Below are 13,636 nucleotides of genomic sequence, written 5' to 3' on the forward strand. Positions count from 1 at the left end.
TGGCTAGGCGGTGCGGACCTGCGCGGACGGCGGCGGCGCAACAGGAAGAAGTGCCGTACCCGCACTGAACGTGTCGGCTGAAAGCTCCCAGACCCGCCGCAGCGCGCAGAATTTCCACCAGTGGTGTTTGAGGACGTCCGGATTGGCCCGGACGGGGCGGACTTCCGTCTCACCGATGGCCACAGCCAGCAGGACGGGGCTCTCCCCGTATTTCCAGGGTTCCCATTCGCCCGCGACGGCATCCACCAGGCTTTCTTCCGCCTTCATGCCAGCCACCAACTGCATGACCACCTTGTCGTCGAGGGGTTTGACGGTGCCCTCACGCGTGGTGCCCTTGGTCTTGTAGTCGATGAGGCAGATCCGGCCGTTGATGCGCGCCACCAGGTCCAAGGTCCCGGCGTAGCCAACTGACTTGTTCCAGACTGTGATTTCCGGAGCTATCGGTTCAACCCTGAACAGCTCCCACCATTCGTCGAACCGCACGGCAAAAGCTTCCTCGCCGTTGGCGGCCAGCGCCTCACGCGTCTCCTTCATGGCATGCGGACGGCCCAGGGCGCGGAGCGCAACCTGCTCGCAGTAACTGTGGACGCGGTCACCCCGCTTGGCGGCTTCATCGCGGTACGTCTCGGCGGCCTTCGCAGCCCGGTTGACAGCCTGCCGGATCTTCGTCGGACTGCCCAGGCAGTCGGCGAGCAGCGGATCCTTCGCCAGGCTGCTGGCCCCCATGTATCCGAACCAGCCATCCAGTCCGTGCGGCTGATGGCCTATCACGGTGGTGATGGAGGGAACGGAGAACTGCTCGGAGGTGGACCGCGCATACATGCGGCCGTATTCCGTGGCGTGGGCAAGAAGTGGATCAGTCATACAAAGACTCTTTCACAAGGGGCTGACAGGATGGCCTGGCACAAAAAAGGTCCGCTCCCGCTCGGAAAAGCGGAAACGGACCAGATTCCTCGGTGGGCGATACTGGGTTCGAACCAGTGACCTCTTCGGTGTGAACGAAGCGCGCTACCACTGCGCCAATCGCCCCGATGCATTTGAATGCTAGCCGACCCTGCTGCCCTTTAGGAAATCCTGCCTGGATCCAGCCTGAATTACACGCCTGTAATTCAAAAATATGCCTAGATTGCAGGGATCCGGGGGCGTTTCCCACGGAGGGCCGGAACGCGATTTGGAGAATCCCTGAACCTCCTATAGAGTTCTTACTCGTTGGAACGCGAGGAAATGCCCGAAACGGCACGGAATAAACGCTCCAAATGCGGACGTAGCTCAGCTGGTAGAGCACCACCTTGCCAAGGTGGATGTCGCGAGTTCGAATCTCGTCGTCCGCTCGCAGGACATTGTCATGGCAACGGTTCTTCGGATCCGACGCTTACACGGTGGGTTGGCCGAGAGGCGAGGCAGCGGCCTGCAAAGCCGTTTACACGGGTTCGAATCCCGTACCCACCTCGGTGAAAACCATGGTTACCGGTTCGGGCCGGGCAGCAATGGGCGATTGGCGCAGCGGTAGCGCGCTTCCCTGACACGGAAGAGGTCACTGGTTCGATCCCAGTATCGCCCACCAGGCAAGGAAACTTGCTTCATGCAGTACGTTCGGCGCAGGTCGGAACGCACTCATATGCGGACGTAGCTCAGCTGGTAGAGCACCACCTTGCCAAGGTGGATGTCGCGAGTTCGAATCTCGTCGTCCGCTCTCCTCTCCCCCATGAGAACCCGTTTTGTACACCATGGACATGGCCGGACTTCCGGTTCCGGGCGATTGGCGCAGCGGTAGCGCGCTTCCCTGACACGGAAGAGGTCACTGGTTCGATCCCAGTATCGCCCACAGCAGCAGCTCTGACGAGCTGCTTTTTTGTTGCCCGGACTGTACGGATTGAACCCACGATGTTGACAGATTTTGTCAAAGCGCCTTGGCACGTTCCTGTGACAGGGCTAGGATCGGTTGCGGAGGAGCGAACTGGCTCCGCAATTGAAGGGAGGTGCTCGTGGGACTGATTGACGATCTTAAGGGCAAGGCTCAGGGTCTCATTCGCGGAAACGAGCGGACCATCAAGGACGGCATCACAAAAGCCGGCGATTTCGTCGACTCAAAGACCGGCGGCAAGTACGCAGGTCATGTGAACAAAGTCCAGGACGGCGCTTCCAAACTTGTTGACAAGAACGACGGAACACCAGGCCAGGCACCCGCCAGCGAGCAGGTTCCGCCGGCCAACCCGGTTCCGCCGGTTGACAAGGCTCCGTAAGAAGGATTCGGCCAGGGCTTTGCCCTAGCACGTCAAGGGGGTGCAGGTCCCGCCGCGAGGCGGCACCTGCACCTTTGGCATTTAAAGCGGCGTTCAGGAAGCTAACCGGCGTTCAGGCAGCGGCTACGACGGCTCGTGGTTCTGGCCCTCGCGTGCAAGCGCAGTGAGCCGGGAGACGGCGCGGTAATACTTCTTGGTGTACCCGCCATGCATCATTTCGTCGGTGAAAAGCTGGTCGAAGGGAACACCGCTGGCCAGGATGGGAACGTCCTTGTCGTACAGCCGGTCAGCGAGCACCACAAAGCGCAGCGCCACGGCCTGTTCGGTGATGGTTTCAACGTTGCGCCACACGACGCCGTCGATGCCGTCGATCAGTTGCCGGTAGCGGCTCGGATGCACACCTGCCAGGTGGCCGATCAACGTGCTGAATTCGTCCTGCGCCACGGTCTTACCGTCGAATTCGGCTTTCATCTGGGCTGCCAGCTGACTGTTCCTCAGCGGGGCCGGAGCGGCGGGCAGTCCGCGGTGGCGGAAGTCCTCGCCGTCGATCCGGATGACGTCGAACTGGTCCGCCAGCACCTGGATTTCACGTTGGAAGTCGACGGCGGCAAACCGGCCGTCTCCCAGCGAACCGGGAAGCGTGTTGGACGTTGCCGCGAGCTTGACTCCGGCGTCCGCCAGTTCCCGCATGAGCCTGGACATCAGCACCGTGTCGCCCGGGTCGTCCAGCTCGAATTCGTCGATGCAGACGAGTTTGTAGTGGCTCAGCGCCTCCACGGTCTTACGGAAGGACAGCGCTCCCACCAGGTTGGTGTACTCCACAAACGTGCCAAAGGCCTTGGGTCCAGGGGCAGCATGCCACAGCGAGGCCAGCAGGTGGGTCTTGCCGACGCCAAATCCGCCGTCAAGGTAGATGCCTGCCCGGGATACGTCCTTCTTGGCAAAGAGCCTCTTGAACAGTCCGGCGCCGTCACCGGCACCGACTCCGCCGGCAAAACCCTCCAACGACCTGACCGCGCCTGCCTGGCTGGGCTGTTTCGGATCCGGCCGGTAGCTGGCAAATGAGACCTTGCCGAACCTCGGCGAGGGAAAGAAGCCCTTGAGGAGCTCATCCACCGAAACTGCCGGAGTGCGGGCGGCAAGCTGTTCGATCTGTACCAAGGTGGTCCGTTCTGCTGGTGGGTTGTCCCCAGAAAGAATACCGCCAACACGGCTGGGCTCCCCTCGGCTTGTCGCCGGTCTGCGGCCCAACGTGACCAAGGCCATATTTCGCTCTGTTAACAGGAGGCGGACATTGCTGCCGGCCGTGGATAGTGTGGGAGCAAGTTTCCAACGTCCTTCTGCAGGTCCACCGTACGTTTCAGTGAAAGGCCATCACCGTGTCCTACCCAGTTGAACAGAACGAGAAGTTCGCCGCCTATGCCCGCCCGGAGCGTCTTGTTTCCACAGAGTGGCTCGCCGCCGCACTTGAAAGTGGTGCCGTTGCAGACGGAAAGCTTGTGGTGGTCGAATCCGACGAAGACGTCCTGCTCTACGAGACCGGCCATATCCCGGGCTCCGTAAAGATCGACTGGCACACAGACCTGAACGATGAGGTTACCCGCGACTACGTGGACGGCCAGGCATTCGCGGCCCTGGCCGCTTCCAAGGGCATTTCACGCGACAGCACTGTGGTCATCTACGGCGACAAGTCCAACTGGTGGGCTGCCTACGCCCTCTGGGTCTTCACTCTGTTCGGGCACGAGGATGTCCGCCTGCTCGACGGCGGCCGCGATAAGTGGATCGCCGAAGGCCGGGAACTGACCACAGACACCTCCACTCCGGCAGCCGGAGACTATCCGGTGGTTGAACGCGACGACGCGCCCATCCGGGCATTTAAGGACGACGTGCTGGCGCACTTGGGCAAGCCGCTCATTGACGTCCGGTCCCCCGAGGAATACACGGGGCAGCGCACCCACATGCCCGCCTACCCCGAGGAAGGCGCCCTCCGCGGCGGCCATATCCCCACGGCGGCGTCCATTCCCTGGGCCCGCGCCGCTGCTGCGGACGGAACATACCGCACGCGCGAGGAACTGGAGGCCCTCTACCTCGGTGAAGCGGGCCTCGCCGAAGGCGATGACGTTGTGGCCTACTGCCGCATTGGCGAGCGTTCCAGTCACACCTGGTTTGCCCTCAAGTACCTGCTGGGCTTTGACACGGTCCGCAATTACGACGGTTCCTGGACCGAGTGGGGCAACGCTGTCCGCGTGCCCATCGTCAAAGGCGCGGACCGGGGCTCCGTCCCCGCAGCTGTCTGAAACTCCGGCGCGTCCCGACATGACGGTCCATTGTGACGGTCATTTGTGACAATCCAGCGCGGGCGGCGGGCAGAAATTGCGTAAGCTTGAACTGATGACTACTTATGCCCTGCCCGCCGCGCTGGCGGAAATCGTGGACGACTTCCAGGCCCTGACGGAGCCGGAACGGCTGCAACTGCTGCTTGAGTTCTCCCGCGAGCTGCCCGAACTTCCTGACCGGCTCAAGAACCACCCCGAGCTCCTGGAGCAGGTGGTGGAATGCCAGTCGCCGCTGTTCCTGACCATTGAGACGGAAGAGAACGACGCCGTCCGGCTGTACTTCAAGGCGCCGCCGGAAGCCCCCACCACGCGGGGTTTCGCCGGGGTGCTCCATGAGGGACTCGACGGACTGACTGCGGATGAAATCCTAGCCGTGCCCGACGACATGCCGGAGCTGCTGGGTCTCACCCGCGCCATCACTCCGCTGCGGATGCGCGGCATGACGGCGATGCTGGGGCGCATCAAGCGCAAGGTTGCCGCCACGTCCCGGCTGCGCTCCTGATCCTGAACCGCACCTTTCCGGTTGGGACGCAAAGGCTTTTCACAGGGGACGCCGGCCACCGCGGTATTGACCGCGGCCGGCGTTCCCTTTGTGCTGCACCCGTATTCGCATGATCCGTCCGCCGCCAGCTACGGCGCTGAGGCAGCCGAAGCCCTGGGGATTGATCCGGTGAGGGTTTTCAAAACCCTAATGGTCGAGGTGGAAGGACGGCTGGCGGTAGGTGTGGTGCCTGTGAGCGGAAATCTTGACCTGAAAGCGTTCGCTTCCGCCATGGGCGCCAAGAAAGCCACCATGGCGGATCCGGCCGCAGCTGAACGCCGCACGGGCTACGTCCTGGGCGGGATCTCTCCGCTCGGCCAGCGGCAGTCCTCGCCCACCGTGATCGACCACAGCGCCCTCGCCCTGGAGACCATGCTGGTTTCAGGGGGAAAGCGCGGGCTGGACATCGAAATGGCACCGGCGGAACTCATCCGCCTGACGGGTGCCATCACTGCCCCGATCGGCACGGGCAGAAGCTAACCCGGAATCGGACGATCATGCGGCTCCTCCGCCGCCTGGCCTGGGTTGGTGCGTGGCGCCAGCTGCTGCCGGAGCCACGCCTTGACGAGACCTTCCCAACGTCCCGGATCCACGTTCCACTCCTTGGTGTGCCTCGCGTGGTTGAAGGTTTCGAACGTGACCATTTCCGGATTTCGTTCGGCGAGGATGGCCGACGGACCGTAGGGTACGTATTCGTCATCAACGCTGTGGATGATGAGGGTGGGGGTCCGAAGCTCCACGGCGCGCGAGACCCAGTCCATGGCTTTCAGGTCCACCGGTGCAGACAGGCCGGTGAGCCTCCGGCCCAGCGGGTGTGCGAGCATCAGTTGCCCGTACCTGCCAACCAGGGACGGGATCCTGTTGATCTCCGCATGATGGGCCAGGACGTTGACCCAGTTGATCACGGGGGCATCCAGGACCATGGCCCGGATCACGCGGCGGTGCCGCGAAAGGTCCGCCGTCTGCAAGCAGATGGCACCTCCCATGGACCAGCCGAACAGGACTATCTCCTCGGCACCATTGGCCATGGCATATTCGATGGCGGCTTCCACGTCACGCCATTCCGTGGATCCCAGGCCGTAGCGGCCGTCGTCCGCGGACGGCGCCAGGCCGTCGTTGCGGTAGGAAACCAGCAGGCTGGGCAGCCCGAGCTCCAGGGCCGGGCGAACAGCCCTCAGTGCCTCCTGCCGGGTGGCCCCACGGCCGTGGACCATCACGGCCCACGTGCTGGACTCCCCGCCAGCCCGGACCAGCCACGCAGGCGCCTGGCCGCCGTCGACCTCTATCAGGACGTCCTCGGCAGGCAGGCCGACGGCGGCAGGATCCGGATGGATTGCACCGCTCCACCATCCACGGCGGGCCGTGTTGAGGTCGCCGCTGTAGACGGCCTCCACTTCCCGCAGAACCGTACGTTCAGCCGGCGAATAGGAGACGATCCGGCCGATGCGGGCGTGCCCTTTTCCGTCGTCGAAAAACAGACCGTATACGCCGTCCACGGTGGTGTCCTCGTTAGCCGCCAGGATCACCTGCTGGCCCTGGCCTTCGCGGATCACAGCCAGGACTTCCTGGTTGGCTAATCGCTGCCGGGCGGGGGTGATCACCCGCCTGGCGAAATAGAGAGCCAGGGCCGAGGATCCGGTGGCCATCAAGCCGGCCAGGGCTCCCCCGGCGATGACCCCGCCGAGCGTCCACTTGGCCCGCAGCGACATCCGGGAGTCGGCCTGCGGCGAAACTTTGGCCGGCAGCGTTGGGGTGCGCGAAGAAGGTGCCATGGAACTATTCTTACCGGCGCGGGCGGCGTGGCCATATTCCGGCGCCATGCCACCCCGGAATCCCGCTGCTGCCAGGCCCGTACGCAGGGCCCGCCCCCAGCGGCCGCACCGACACAAATGAATGCGAACGCCCATGCACAGGACTAGGCTGATCCCATGAACGATCCAATCGTCATCCTGACCGAAGAACCCCTGGGCGCGGACGACCGCGTGAACATAGAGCGGCTGGTGGACGGCGCGGATACCGGCCTTGTGCTGCTGGTTCCGGCGAACACCGAGCGGCACCTGCTGGTGGATTTCCTGGAGCATCTTTCCATGCTGGAGGTTGCCAAGGCGTTCCGTGAACTGACTTCCCGGGTCCCGGATCCCGCTGCTGAACGGGCGGAGGCGGCTGAGACGCTGGCCGTCTCGCTCGCCGCCCTTGAAGGGCTGGGCAGCGGAGTCACCGGTCAGGTGGTTGAGGGCGGTGCTGTCAACGGGCTGGTGGCCAAAGTCAAGGAGCTCGGCGCAGCCCAGGCTGTGGTGATCACCCGCCCGCACGCGGTAGCGGACACTTTCCACACGGACTGGGCGAACAAAGCACAGGACCAGCTTGGCCTCCCGGTCCTCCACCTCTACGCCGGTTCGGGATTTATCGGCGACTCCTGAGCGTTGATTAGACTATGAGCATCTTCGGAAACAATATTTTTGGCAACAAGGCCACAGATTCCATCCCGGGCACGGGCACCGGGCCAGCTGCCCCCCAGAAATCGGATGCCGATTGGCGGCAGGAACTCACACCGGAGGAGTACCACGTACTCCGCGAAGCCGGGACCGAGCGCCCCTACACCGGCGAGTATTGGGACACCCATACGGCTGGCGCATACCACTGCCGGGCCTGCGGGGCGGAACTCTTCACGAGCAACGAAAAATTCGACTCCCACTGCGGCTGGCCGTCCTTCTGGGCACCGCTCGCGGAAGGCGCCGTCCGCTATATCCACGACCGCACTTTAGGGATGGAGCGGGTGGAGGTCCGTTGTGCCAATTGTGATTCGCATCTGGGCCACGTCTTCGAAGGCGAAGGCTACGGAACCCCCACTGACCAGCGCTTCTGCATCAATTCCGTCTCTCTGAAACTCGTTCCCCGCAGTGACGCGGAGGAAGATTCCGGCAACACGGAATCCTGATTCCGTGCCAGGAACCGCACGGCTGGAGCTGGACGTCCGATTATCCAGTCCGAGGCGGAGAATTGCTTATGCTCAGCCGTATTTTGGGTTAGGAACTCTGACTGCTTGCTACGCTCGCCGTAGATGCCCAAGCAACCAGAAAGGCAGTCTACGATGACCGAGACCGTGATCAGCGCCCCCACCAGGATCTCCGCGGACAATCCCGATTGGAACCGACTCAAGGCTGCCGCCACCGAACTCCAGGCACTCCAGGTCCAGGACGGCTCCATCCCCGTTGCGGCCGAGCACCCCGCTGCCCGGACCCACATCGCCGGCATCATTGAATCCATCGGGGCGCTTGCCCCGCTGTTCCCGCACGATGAGGCATACCTGGCTGCCGTGACACGCGACTTTGAGGCGTGGGCCGAGGCCGGCTTCGGCGTGCCGGATTTCCTGTCCTCACTCCTGGCGTTCCAGCCCCAGCAGCAGCGTCAGGACGGGCTCCAGCATGTTGTCATCTTCCCCATGTACACGCAGAACGGCAGCAGCAGCAGGCTTGTGGAGGCTGTGCTTATCGAGGTGATCTGGCCTGATTTCATCGCCGGACTGGAAGCTGGAGACTACTCCAACAGGCTATTTGTGCCCATCCGCTTCCTCGATTTCACGCCCGGATACAACACCAACTCGGCAGTGCTGTTCCCTGAAACCGTGGGGGTGCGGCAGACGCCCACGTTCACATGGGGGGCGATCTTTGCGGACCGGGAGGCGGCCCGCTTCCGCCGGGTCCTGCGGGCGGCAGCGGACATCACATCGCTTGAACTGCCGGCCGGCGCCGCGGAGCTGCTGGAGGACCAGGAGCTGACGGAGGCCACGTTTGTGATGTGGGACCTGATCCATGACCGGACCCACATGCGCGGCGATCTCCCCTTTGACCCGTTTATGATCAAGCAGCGCATGCCGTTCTTCCTTTATTCATTGGAGGAACTCCGCTGCGACCTCACGGCCTTCCGGGAGTCCGTCCGGATTGAAAAGGACGAGGACGCCGAGCCGGAGGCCCGACGCCACGCGAAGCTGGTGCAGTACGCCATCATCTTCGACCGGATTTTCCGCTTCGCGATCACCGGCAGCCGGGTTCGGAACTATGACGGGCTGGGCGGTCAGTTGCTCTTCGCCTGGCTGCACCAGCACCGTGTCCTGCACTGGACAGACAGCCGGCTCAGCATCGACTGGGAGCATGTGGCGGAGGCTGTCATTGCGCTGGGTGCCAGGATTGACGAGCTGTACTGGCGATCCATCGACCGGCCCAAGACGGCCCATTGGCTTGCCGCGTACCAGCTGATTTCCGGGACGGTCACGCCCCACCCTGCGTCGGTATGGGCCAGGGGGCCCGAGGCACTGCCCCTCGCCGGCCCCCCGCGGGGCCTGACGGACCAAGTCCTGGACGACGAATTCCCGCTGTCCATGTTCTACGAGGCATTGGAGAAGAAAATGCGTCCGGTCATCGATTCTACGGCCGGGATCACCGGCGGTTCCGTCCTGTGAACCAGTCCCGTCCCGTGAACCAGCCCAGTGCCGTGAACGATGCACAAGCCCTGAACGTCCTGGTCACCGGGGGCAGCGGAGCGTCCGGAGTTGCCGTGGCGGGCGCGCTCCGGCAGGCGGGCTTCCGGGTCTTCACTGTGGGGTCTGACAGGGCGCGGATCGAGGAAGCAGCAGCGCGGACCGGCGGCGGCGTCACTCCCCTGGTATGCGACCTGGCCGATCTGGCCGACGTCCAGGCTCTCCGGAAAACCCTTTCGGAAACCGCGGGAACCATCGATGCGGTAATCCATCTGGTGGGCGGCTGGCGCGGGGCGAACGGCATCGAGGACCAGACCGACGCCGACTGGGAGTTCCTGGAGCGCACAGCGGTCACCACGCTCCGGAATGTCTCCCGCGTCTTCTACGCGGATCTGGCCGCCTCCCATTGCGGCCGGTTCGCCATGGTGTCGTCCACTGCGGTGGGCACACCCACCGCGGCGACCGCCAGCTATGTAGCGGCCAAAGCAGCCGCCGAGGCGTGGACCATGGCCCTGGCCGAAGGTTTCAGCCGGGACGCGGCTGGTGCCGCAAGCACAGATTCAGCCGGGGACCCAGCCCCCGTGCGCTGCGCCGCCGTCGTCCTGGTGGTGAAGGCACTGGTGGATGAGAGCATGCGGAGGAAGTACCCGGAACGGACTTTTCCCGGCGCCACCGACGTCGAAGACCTGGCATCCGCCGTCGTCGGACTGTTCAGCAGTCCGGCCGGCGAGCTGAACGGCCGGCGCCTGCTGCTGGCCCCCTGACGTACATAGACTGAAAGTGTGAGCAAAGCAATGACAACCACAGCAGACACAGCAACATGGCGTGAAAATCCCGCCGCCAGCCGGCTGCATGACGCGGCCGTCCGCGGTTTCGCTTCGGACAACTACTCCGGCGTCCACCCGGAAGTCCTGGCTGCCCTGGCTGCGGCCAATGAGGGCCACCAGGTCTCGTACGGCGAGGACGACTACACGGCGCGGCTGCAGGAACTGATGGCTGACCACTTCGGATCCGGCATCGAATGCTTCCCGGTGTTCAACGGCACGGGCGCCAACGTCCTGTCCCTCCAATCACTGCTTCCGCGCTGGGGAGCTGTGGTCTGTGCCTCCACTGCCCACATCAACATGGATGAGAACGGTGCTCCGGAACGGATTGGCGGCATCAAGCTCCTGCACGTGCCTACCTCCGATGGCAAGCTGACGCCGGAGCTCATTGACCGCGAGGCGTGGGGGTGGGGCGATGAGCACCGCGCGCAGCCGCTGGCCGTGTCCATTACCCAGACCACGGAACTCGGCACGTGCTATACCCCCCAAGAGGTCCGGGCCATTGCGGAGCATGCCCACGCCAAGGGCATGAAACTCCACATGGACGGCGCCCGGCTGGCCAACGCCGCCGCACACCTGGAGGTGCCACTGCGGGCTTTCACGCGCGACGCCGGCGTGGACATCCTGTCCTTCGGCGGCACAAAGAACGGGCTGCTTTTCGGCGAGGTTGTGGTGGCTTTGAACCCCGAAGCGGCCCACGGCCTGGTCTACCTGCGCAAGATGAACATGCAGCTTGCCTCCAAGATGCGGTTTCTGTCAGCGCAGTTCATCGCGCTGCTGGAAGGCGACCTGTGGCTCCGGTCGGCGTCCCACGCCAATGCGATGGCAGCCCGCCTCAGGGCCGCGGTGGACACCATCGACGGCGTGGAGCCAACTCAGAAGACCGAATCCAACGGGGTGTTTGCCGTCCTGCCCGAGGGCGTGGCGGGCAGGCTGCGGGAATCCTTCCGCTTCTACGACTGGAATGAAATGGCGCGGGAAGTCCGCTGGATGTGCTCCTTCGACACTAGCGAGGATGATATTGATGCCTTTGTGGCAGCGATCCGCCAGGAACTGGCTGTCTACAACGCAGGCAAAGCTGGGACATAGCATAGTGCGGCCGACGGCGAGCCTGCACTGCCTGCCGCCCGCGGTTGCGTAACCTGCGAAGGTGAACGCACTCGCCCAGGTTCCCCCGGAGTTTCTCCACGCCTTGGGGACCCTCAGGAAAGCCCATTGCCGCAGTGAAGTGCGCCTGGCAGAAATTCCGGCCCCGGCACGGCTCGCACCCTACGCCGTGGCGCTCGGTGCCGAGGTGATGGCGCTTGGCGCCGCCGGCGGGACCACTCCTGTCCACGGACCGGCAGCCATGGCCCTGGCGGCCGCGTCCGGGACAGACGATGACGGCGAAACCGAGCTGGCCACGGGCCGTTTCATCCTCCTTCACGATCCCGACGGCTCCGCCGTCTGGGATGGCGAGTTCCGCATCGTGACCTACATCCGGGCACAGCTGGAGCCGGAAATGGGCAACGACGAGATGCTGGGCACGGTGGCATGGACCTGGCTGGTAGAGGCCCTCGAGAACCACAAGGCCCCCTACCGGGCGGCCGGAGGCACGGCCACGCGTGTTCTCTCGGAGAGTTTTGGAACCCTGTCGGGCCGGCCGGGCTCGATAGATATTGAGCTCCGCGCCTCCTGGACTCCGGCATCGTCGGATGTGACGGCGCACCTTGAAGCGTGGTCCGACATGGTGTGCACCTTTGCCGGGCTCCCACCGCTTCCGGACGGTGTGTCCGCCCTCCCGCGCCGGCGCCGAAACTAAAACGTTGTCGGTAAACTGAAGGCACCATGACCCCTCAAATTCCGGAAAACACCACAGCCGGCGCTCCGGCTGCTGATAGCACCCCCCACATCACGGTGGAAGGCTTCGACCGCCCGATCCCCGAAGTCATTGACCTTGACACACCCCGCGAAGGCGTGCCCCTTGTCATCGAAACGCAGTCGGGGCTGGAGCGGTGCGCCGCCGCCATCGCGGCCGGAACCGGGCCCGCGGGGGTTGATGCAGAACGGGCCTCGGGCTTCCGCTACGGCCAGCGGGCCTTCCTGGTCCAGATCCGCCGCGAAGGCTCCGGAACCTGGCTGATCGATCCGGAGCCCTTCGACAACCTGGACATCATCAACGAGGCCCTCCAAGGCGTCGAATGGATCCTGCACGCGGCCAGCCAGGACCTGCCCTGCCTGTCCGAGCTGGGCATGTGGCCGGACAGATTGTTTGACACCGAGCTGGCCGCCAGACTGGCCGGCCTTCCCCGCGTCGGCCTGGCCGCCGTCATCGAGCAACTGCTGGGCTTCGGCCTGGCCAAGGAACACTCAGCCGCCGACTGGTCCACCAGGCCCCTGCCCGAGCCATGGCTGCGCTACGCCGCACTGGACGTGGAGGTCCTGACGGAACTGCGCGAGGAACTTATTGAGCTGCTCCAGGCGGACGGCAAGCTGGAGTTCGCGGAGCAGGAGTTTGCCGCCATCCTGGCCGCGGGAGTGGCCCCGCCCCGGGTTGACCCGTGGCGCAAGACGTCCGGCCTGCACCAGATCAGGGACCGCCGCCAGCTGGCCGCAGTCCGTGAAATGTGGCTGGAACGCGATTCGCTGGCGCAGAAACGGGACGTTGCTCCGGGGCGGCTCATTCCGGATTCCGCGCTGGTGGCCGCAGCCAAGGCCATGCCCTCCACGGTTCCCCAGCTGCTGGGGACCAAGGGCTTCCACGGACGGGCAGCGCAGCGCGAAGCGCCCCGTTGGCTCCGCTGCATCGCCACGGCGAGGGAACTTGAGGACCTCCCTCCCCTGCACCTGCCCACCAACGCCCCGCCTCCTCCCCGGGTCTGGGCTGACCGCGACCCCGATGCCGCCGCGCGGCTGTCCACTGCCCGACCGCTCCTGCAGGAGAAGGCGGAGCAGCTGAACCTGCCCATGGAGAACCTGCTGACACCGGATTACCTGCGGCGCGTTGCATGGCGCCCGCCCGCCGAGATCACTGAAACGGCGGTGGCCGAGGAACTTCGCACCCTTGGGGCCCGCGAGTGGCAGATCGGGGCCGTCGCCCCTCTCATCACGGACGCATTCCTCAACCCGCAGCCGCTCCCACCCAAGGAGCCCAAGGTTGTGGCAGGAGTCACAGAGTAAGGAGCCGGTACGGAACGCACGTCATCCTGTCCTGTTCACATGCAGGGGACGTTCTC

At 64.5% G+C, this 13,636-nt stretch carries 14 protein-coding genes and 6 tRNA genes; 16 read left to right on the plus strand and 4 right to left on the minus strand.

From position 1 onward, the window contains the following. Positions 1-3: 3 nt before the first annotated feature. Together QFZ30_RS11660 and QFZ30_RS11665 are read right to left on the minus strand one after the other, a co-directional pair. Positions 4-864, minus strand: coding sequence for a cytochrome (locus QFZ30_RS11660; RefSeq protein WP_307076346.1), 861 nt, complete (start codon positions 862-864; stop codon positions 4-6). A gap of 93 nt (positions 865-957) precedes the next feature. Beyond that, positions 958-1,029 (minus strand) — tRNA-Val (locus QFZ30_RS11665). 229 nt (positions 1,030-1,258) lie between these two features. Between QFZ30_RS11665 and QFZ30_RS11670 the strand changes: the two genes are divergently transcribed. The 6 genes from QFZ30_RS11670 (at position 1,259) to QFZ30_RS11695 (ending at position 2,243) form a co-directional block, all read left to right on the plus strand. Next, positions 1,259-1,331 (plus strand) — tRNA-Gly (locus QFZ30_RS11670). Positions 1,332-1,378: 47 nt separating this feature from the next. Further along, positions 1,379-1,449: transfer RNA gene (locus tag QFZ30_RS11675), tRNA-Cys, on the plus strand. A gap of 40 nt (positions 1,450-1,489) precedes the next feature. Next, positions 1,490-1,564 (plus strand) — tRNA-Val (locus QFZ30_RS11680). A 56-nt stretch (positions 1,565-1,620) separates the two neighbouring features. Further along, positions 1,621-1,693 (plus strand) — tRNA-Gly (locus tag QFZ30_RS11685). Positions 1,694-1,753: 60 nt separating this feature from the next. Beyond that, positions 1,754-1,825: transfer RNA gene (locus QFZ30_RS11690), tRNA-Val, on the plus strand. Between the two features lie 160 nt (positions 1,826-1,985). Further along, a complete protein-coding gene (locus QFZ30_RS11695) occupies positions 1,986-2,243 on the plus strand; it encodes an antitoxin (RefSeq protein ID WP_307076348.1) in 258 nt (85 codons plus the stop codon). A gap of 123 nt (positions 2,244-2,366) precedes the next feature. Here the strand turns inward: QFZ30_RS11695 and zapE are convergent, their stop codons facing one another. Beyond that, entirely contained in the window at positions 2,367-3,404 is a 1,038-nt protein-coding gene (gene zapE / locus QFZ30_RS11700) for a cell division protein ZapE (protein ID WP_307076350.1), read from the minus strand. 218 nt (positions 3,405-3,622) lie between these two features. Between zapE and QFZ30_RS11705 the strand changes: the two genes are divergently transcribed. From QFZ30_RS11705 to ybaK, 3 genes are all read left to right on the plus strand, one after another. Then, positions 3,623-4,540, plus strand: a complete 918-nt coding sequence (locus QFZ30_RS11705) for a sulfurtransferase (protein ID WP_307076352.1) — start codon at positions 3,623-3,625, stop codon at positions 4,538-4,540. A 94-nt stretch (positions 4,541-4,634) separates the two neighbouring features. Next, the gene (locus QFZ30_RS11710) at positions 4,635-5,081 is read left to right on the plus strand and encodes a SufE family protein (protein ID WP_307076354.1); all 447 of its coding nucleotides are present in this window, start codon (positions 4,635-4,637) and stop codon (positions 5,079-5,081) included. Between the two features lie 21 nt (positions 5,082-5,102). Next, positions 5,103-5,600, plus strand: a complete 498-nt coding sequence (gene ybaK / locus QFZ30_RS11715; RefSeq protein WP_307076355.1) for a Cys-tRNA(Pro) deacylase — start codon at positions 5,103-5,105, stop codon at positions 5,598-5,600. On the opposite strand, the gene QFZ30_RS11720 is transcribed toward ybaK, so the two are convergent. After that, on the minus strand, positions 5,597-6,829 hold the full coding sequence (locus QFZ30_RS11720) for an alpha/beta hydrolase family protein (RefSeq protein ID WP_307080216.1): 1,233 nt from the start codon (positions 6,827-6,829) through the stop codon (positions 5,597-5,599). The genes ybaK and QFZ30_RS11720 overlap by 4 nt on opposite strands. 219 nt (positions 6,830-7,048) lie before the next feature. On the opposite strand from QFZ30_RS11720, the gene QFZ30_RS11725 reads away from it, so the two are divergent. The 7 genes from QFZ30_RS11725 (at position 7,049) to QFZ30_RS11755 (ending at position 13,580) form a co-directional block, all read left to right on the plus strand. Beyond that, positions 7,049-7,540, plus strand: coding sequence for a hypothetical protein (locus QFZ30_RS11725; RefSeq protein WP_307076357.1), 492 nt, complete (start codon positions 7,049-7,051; stop codon positions 7,538-7,540). A 14-nt stretch (positions 7,541-7,554) separates the two neighbouring features. Further along, positions 7,555-8,058, plus strand: coding sequence for a peptide-methionine (R)-S-oxide reductase MsrB (gene msrB / locus QFZ30_RS11730; RefSeq protein WP_307076359.1), 504 nt, complete (start codon positions 7,555-7,557; stop codon positions 8,056-8,058). Between the two features lie 153 nt (positions 8,059-8,211). Further along, positions 8,212-9,579 (plus strand): DUF6421 family protein, encoded by a 1,368-nt coding sequence (locus tag QFZ30_RS11735; RefSeq protein ID WP_307076361.1) that lies wholly within the window; start codon positions 8,212-8,214, stop codon positions 9,577-9,579. A gap of 32 nt (positions 9,580-9,611) precedes the next feature. Continuing rightward, positions 9,612-10,361: an SDR family oxidoreductase gene (locus QFZ30_RS11740; protein WP_307076363.1), complete on the plus strand. Its 750-nt coding sequence runs from the start codon at positions 9,612-9,614 to the stop codon at positions 10,359-10,361. 30 nt (positions 10,362-10,391) lie between these two features. After that, positions 10,392-11,510: a threonine aldolase family protein gene (locus tag QFZ30_RS11745; protein ID WP_307080219.1), complete on the plus strand. Its 1,119-nt coding sequence runs from the start codon at positions 10,392-10,394 to the stop codon at positions 11,508-11,510. A gap of 61 nt (positions 11,511-11,571) precedes the next feature. Beyond that, positions 11,572-12,222, plus strand: coding sequence for a DUF3000 domain-containing protein (locus tag QFZ30_RS11750; RefSeq protein WP_307076365.1), 651 nt, complete (start codon positions 11,572-11,574; stop codon positions 12,220-12,222). Between the two features lie 26 nt (positions 12,223-12,248). Further along, entirely contained in the window at positions 12,249-13,580 is a 1,332-nt protein-coding gene (locus tag QFZ30_RS11755; RefSeq protein ID WP_307076367.1) for an HRDC domain-containing protein, read from the plus strand. Positions 13,581-13,636: the final 56 nt, after the last annotated feature.

This window comes from Arthrobacter pascens (assembly GCF_030815585.1).
GTDB classification, from domain to species: Bacteria; Actinomycetota; Actinomycetes; order Actinomycetales; family Micrococcaceae; genus Arthrobacter; species Arthrobacter pascens_A.

Bases quoted from the DNA above. Each gene is read 5' to 3' on its own strand.
- QFZ30_RS11660 (WP_307076346.1), bottom strand. From the start codon at position 864: ATGACTGATCCACTTCTTGCCCACGCCACGGAATACGGCCGCATGTAT.
- QFZ30_RS11710 (WP_307076354.1), top strand. From the start codon at position 4,635: ATGACTACTTATGCCCTGCCCGCCGCGCTGGCGGAAATCGTGGACGAC.
- QFZ30_RS11720 (WP_307080216.1), bottom strand. From the start codon at position 6,829: ATGTCGCTGCGGGCCAAGTGGACGCTCGGCGGGGTCATCGCCGGGGGA.
- QFZ30_RS11725 (WP_307076357.1), top strand. From the start codon at position 7,049: ATGAACGATCCAATCGTCATCCTGACCGAAGAACCCCTGGGCGCGGAC.
- msrB (WP_307076359.1), top strand. From the start codon at position 7,555: ATGAGCATCTTCGGAAACAATATTTTTGGCAACAAGGCCACAGATTCC.
- QFZ30_RS11735 (WP_307076361.1), top strand. From the start codon at position 8,212: ATGACCGAGACCGTGATCAGCGCCCCCACCAGGATCTCCGCGGACAAT.
- QFZ30_RS11745 (WP_307080219.1), top strand. From the start codon at position 10,392: ATGACAACCACAGCAGACACAGCAACATGGCGTGAAAATCCCGCCGCC.
- QFZ30_RS11755 (WP_307076367.1), top strand. From the start codon at position 12,249: ATGACCCCTCAAATTCCGGAAAACACCACAGCCGGCGCTCCGGCTGCT.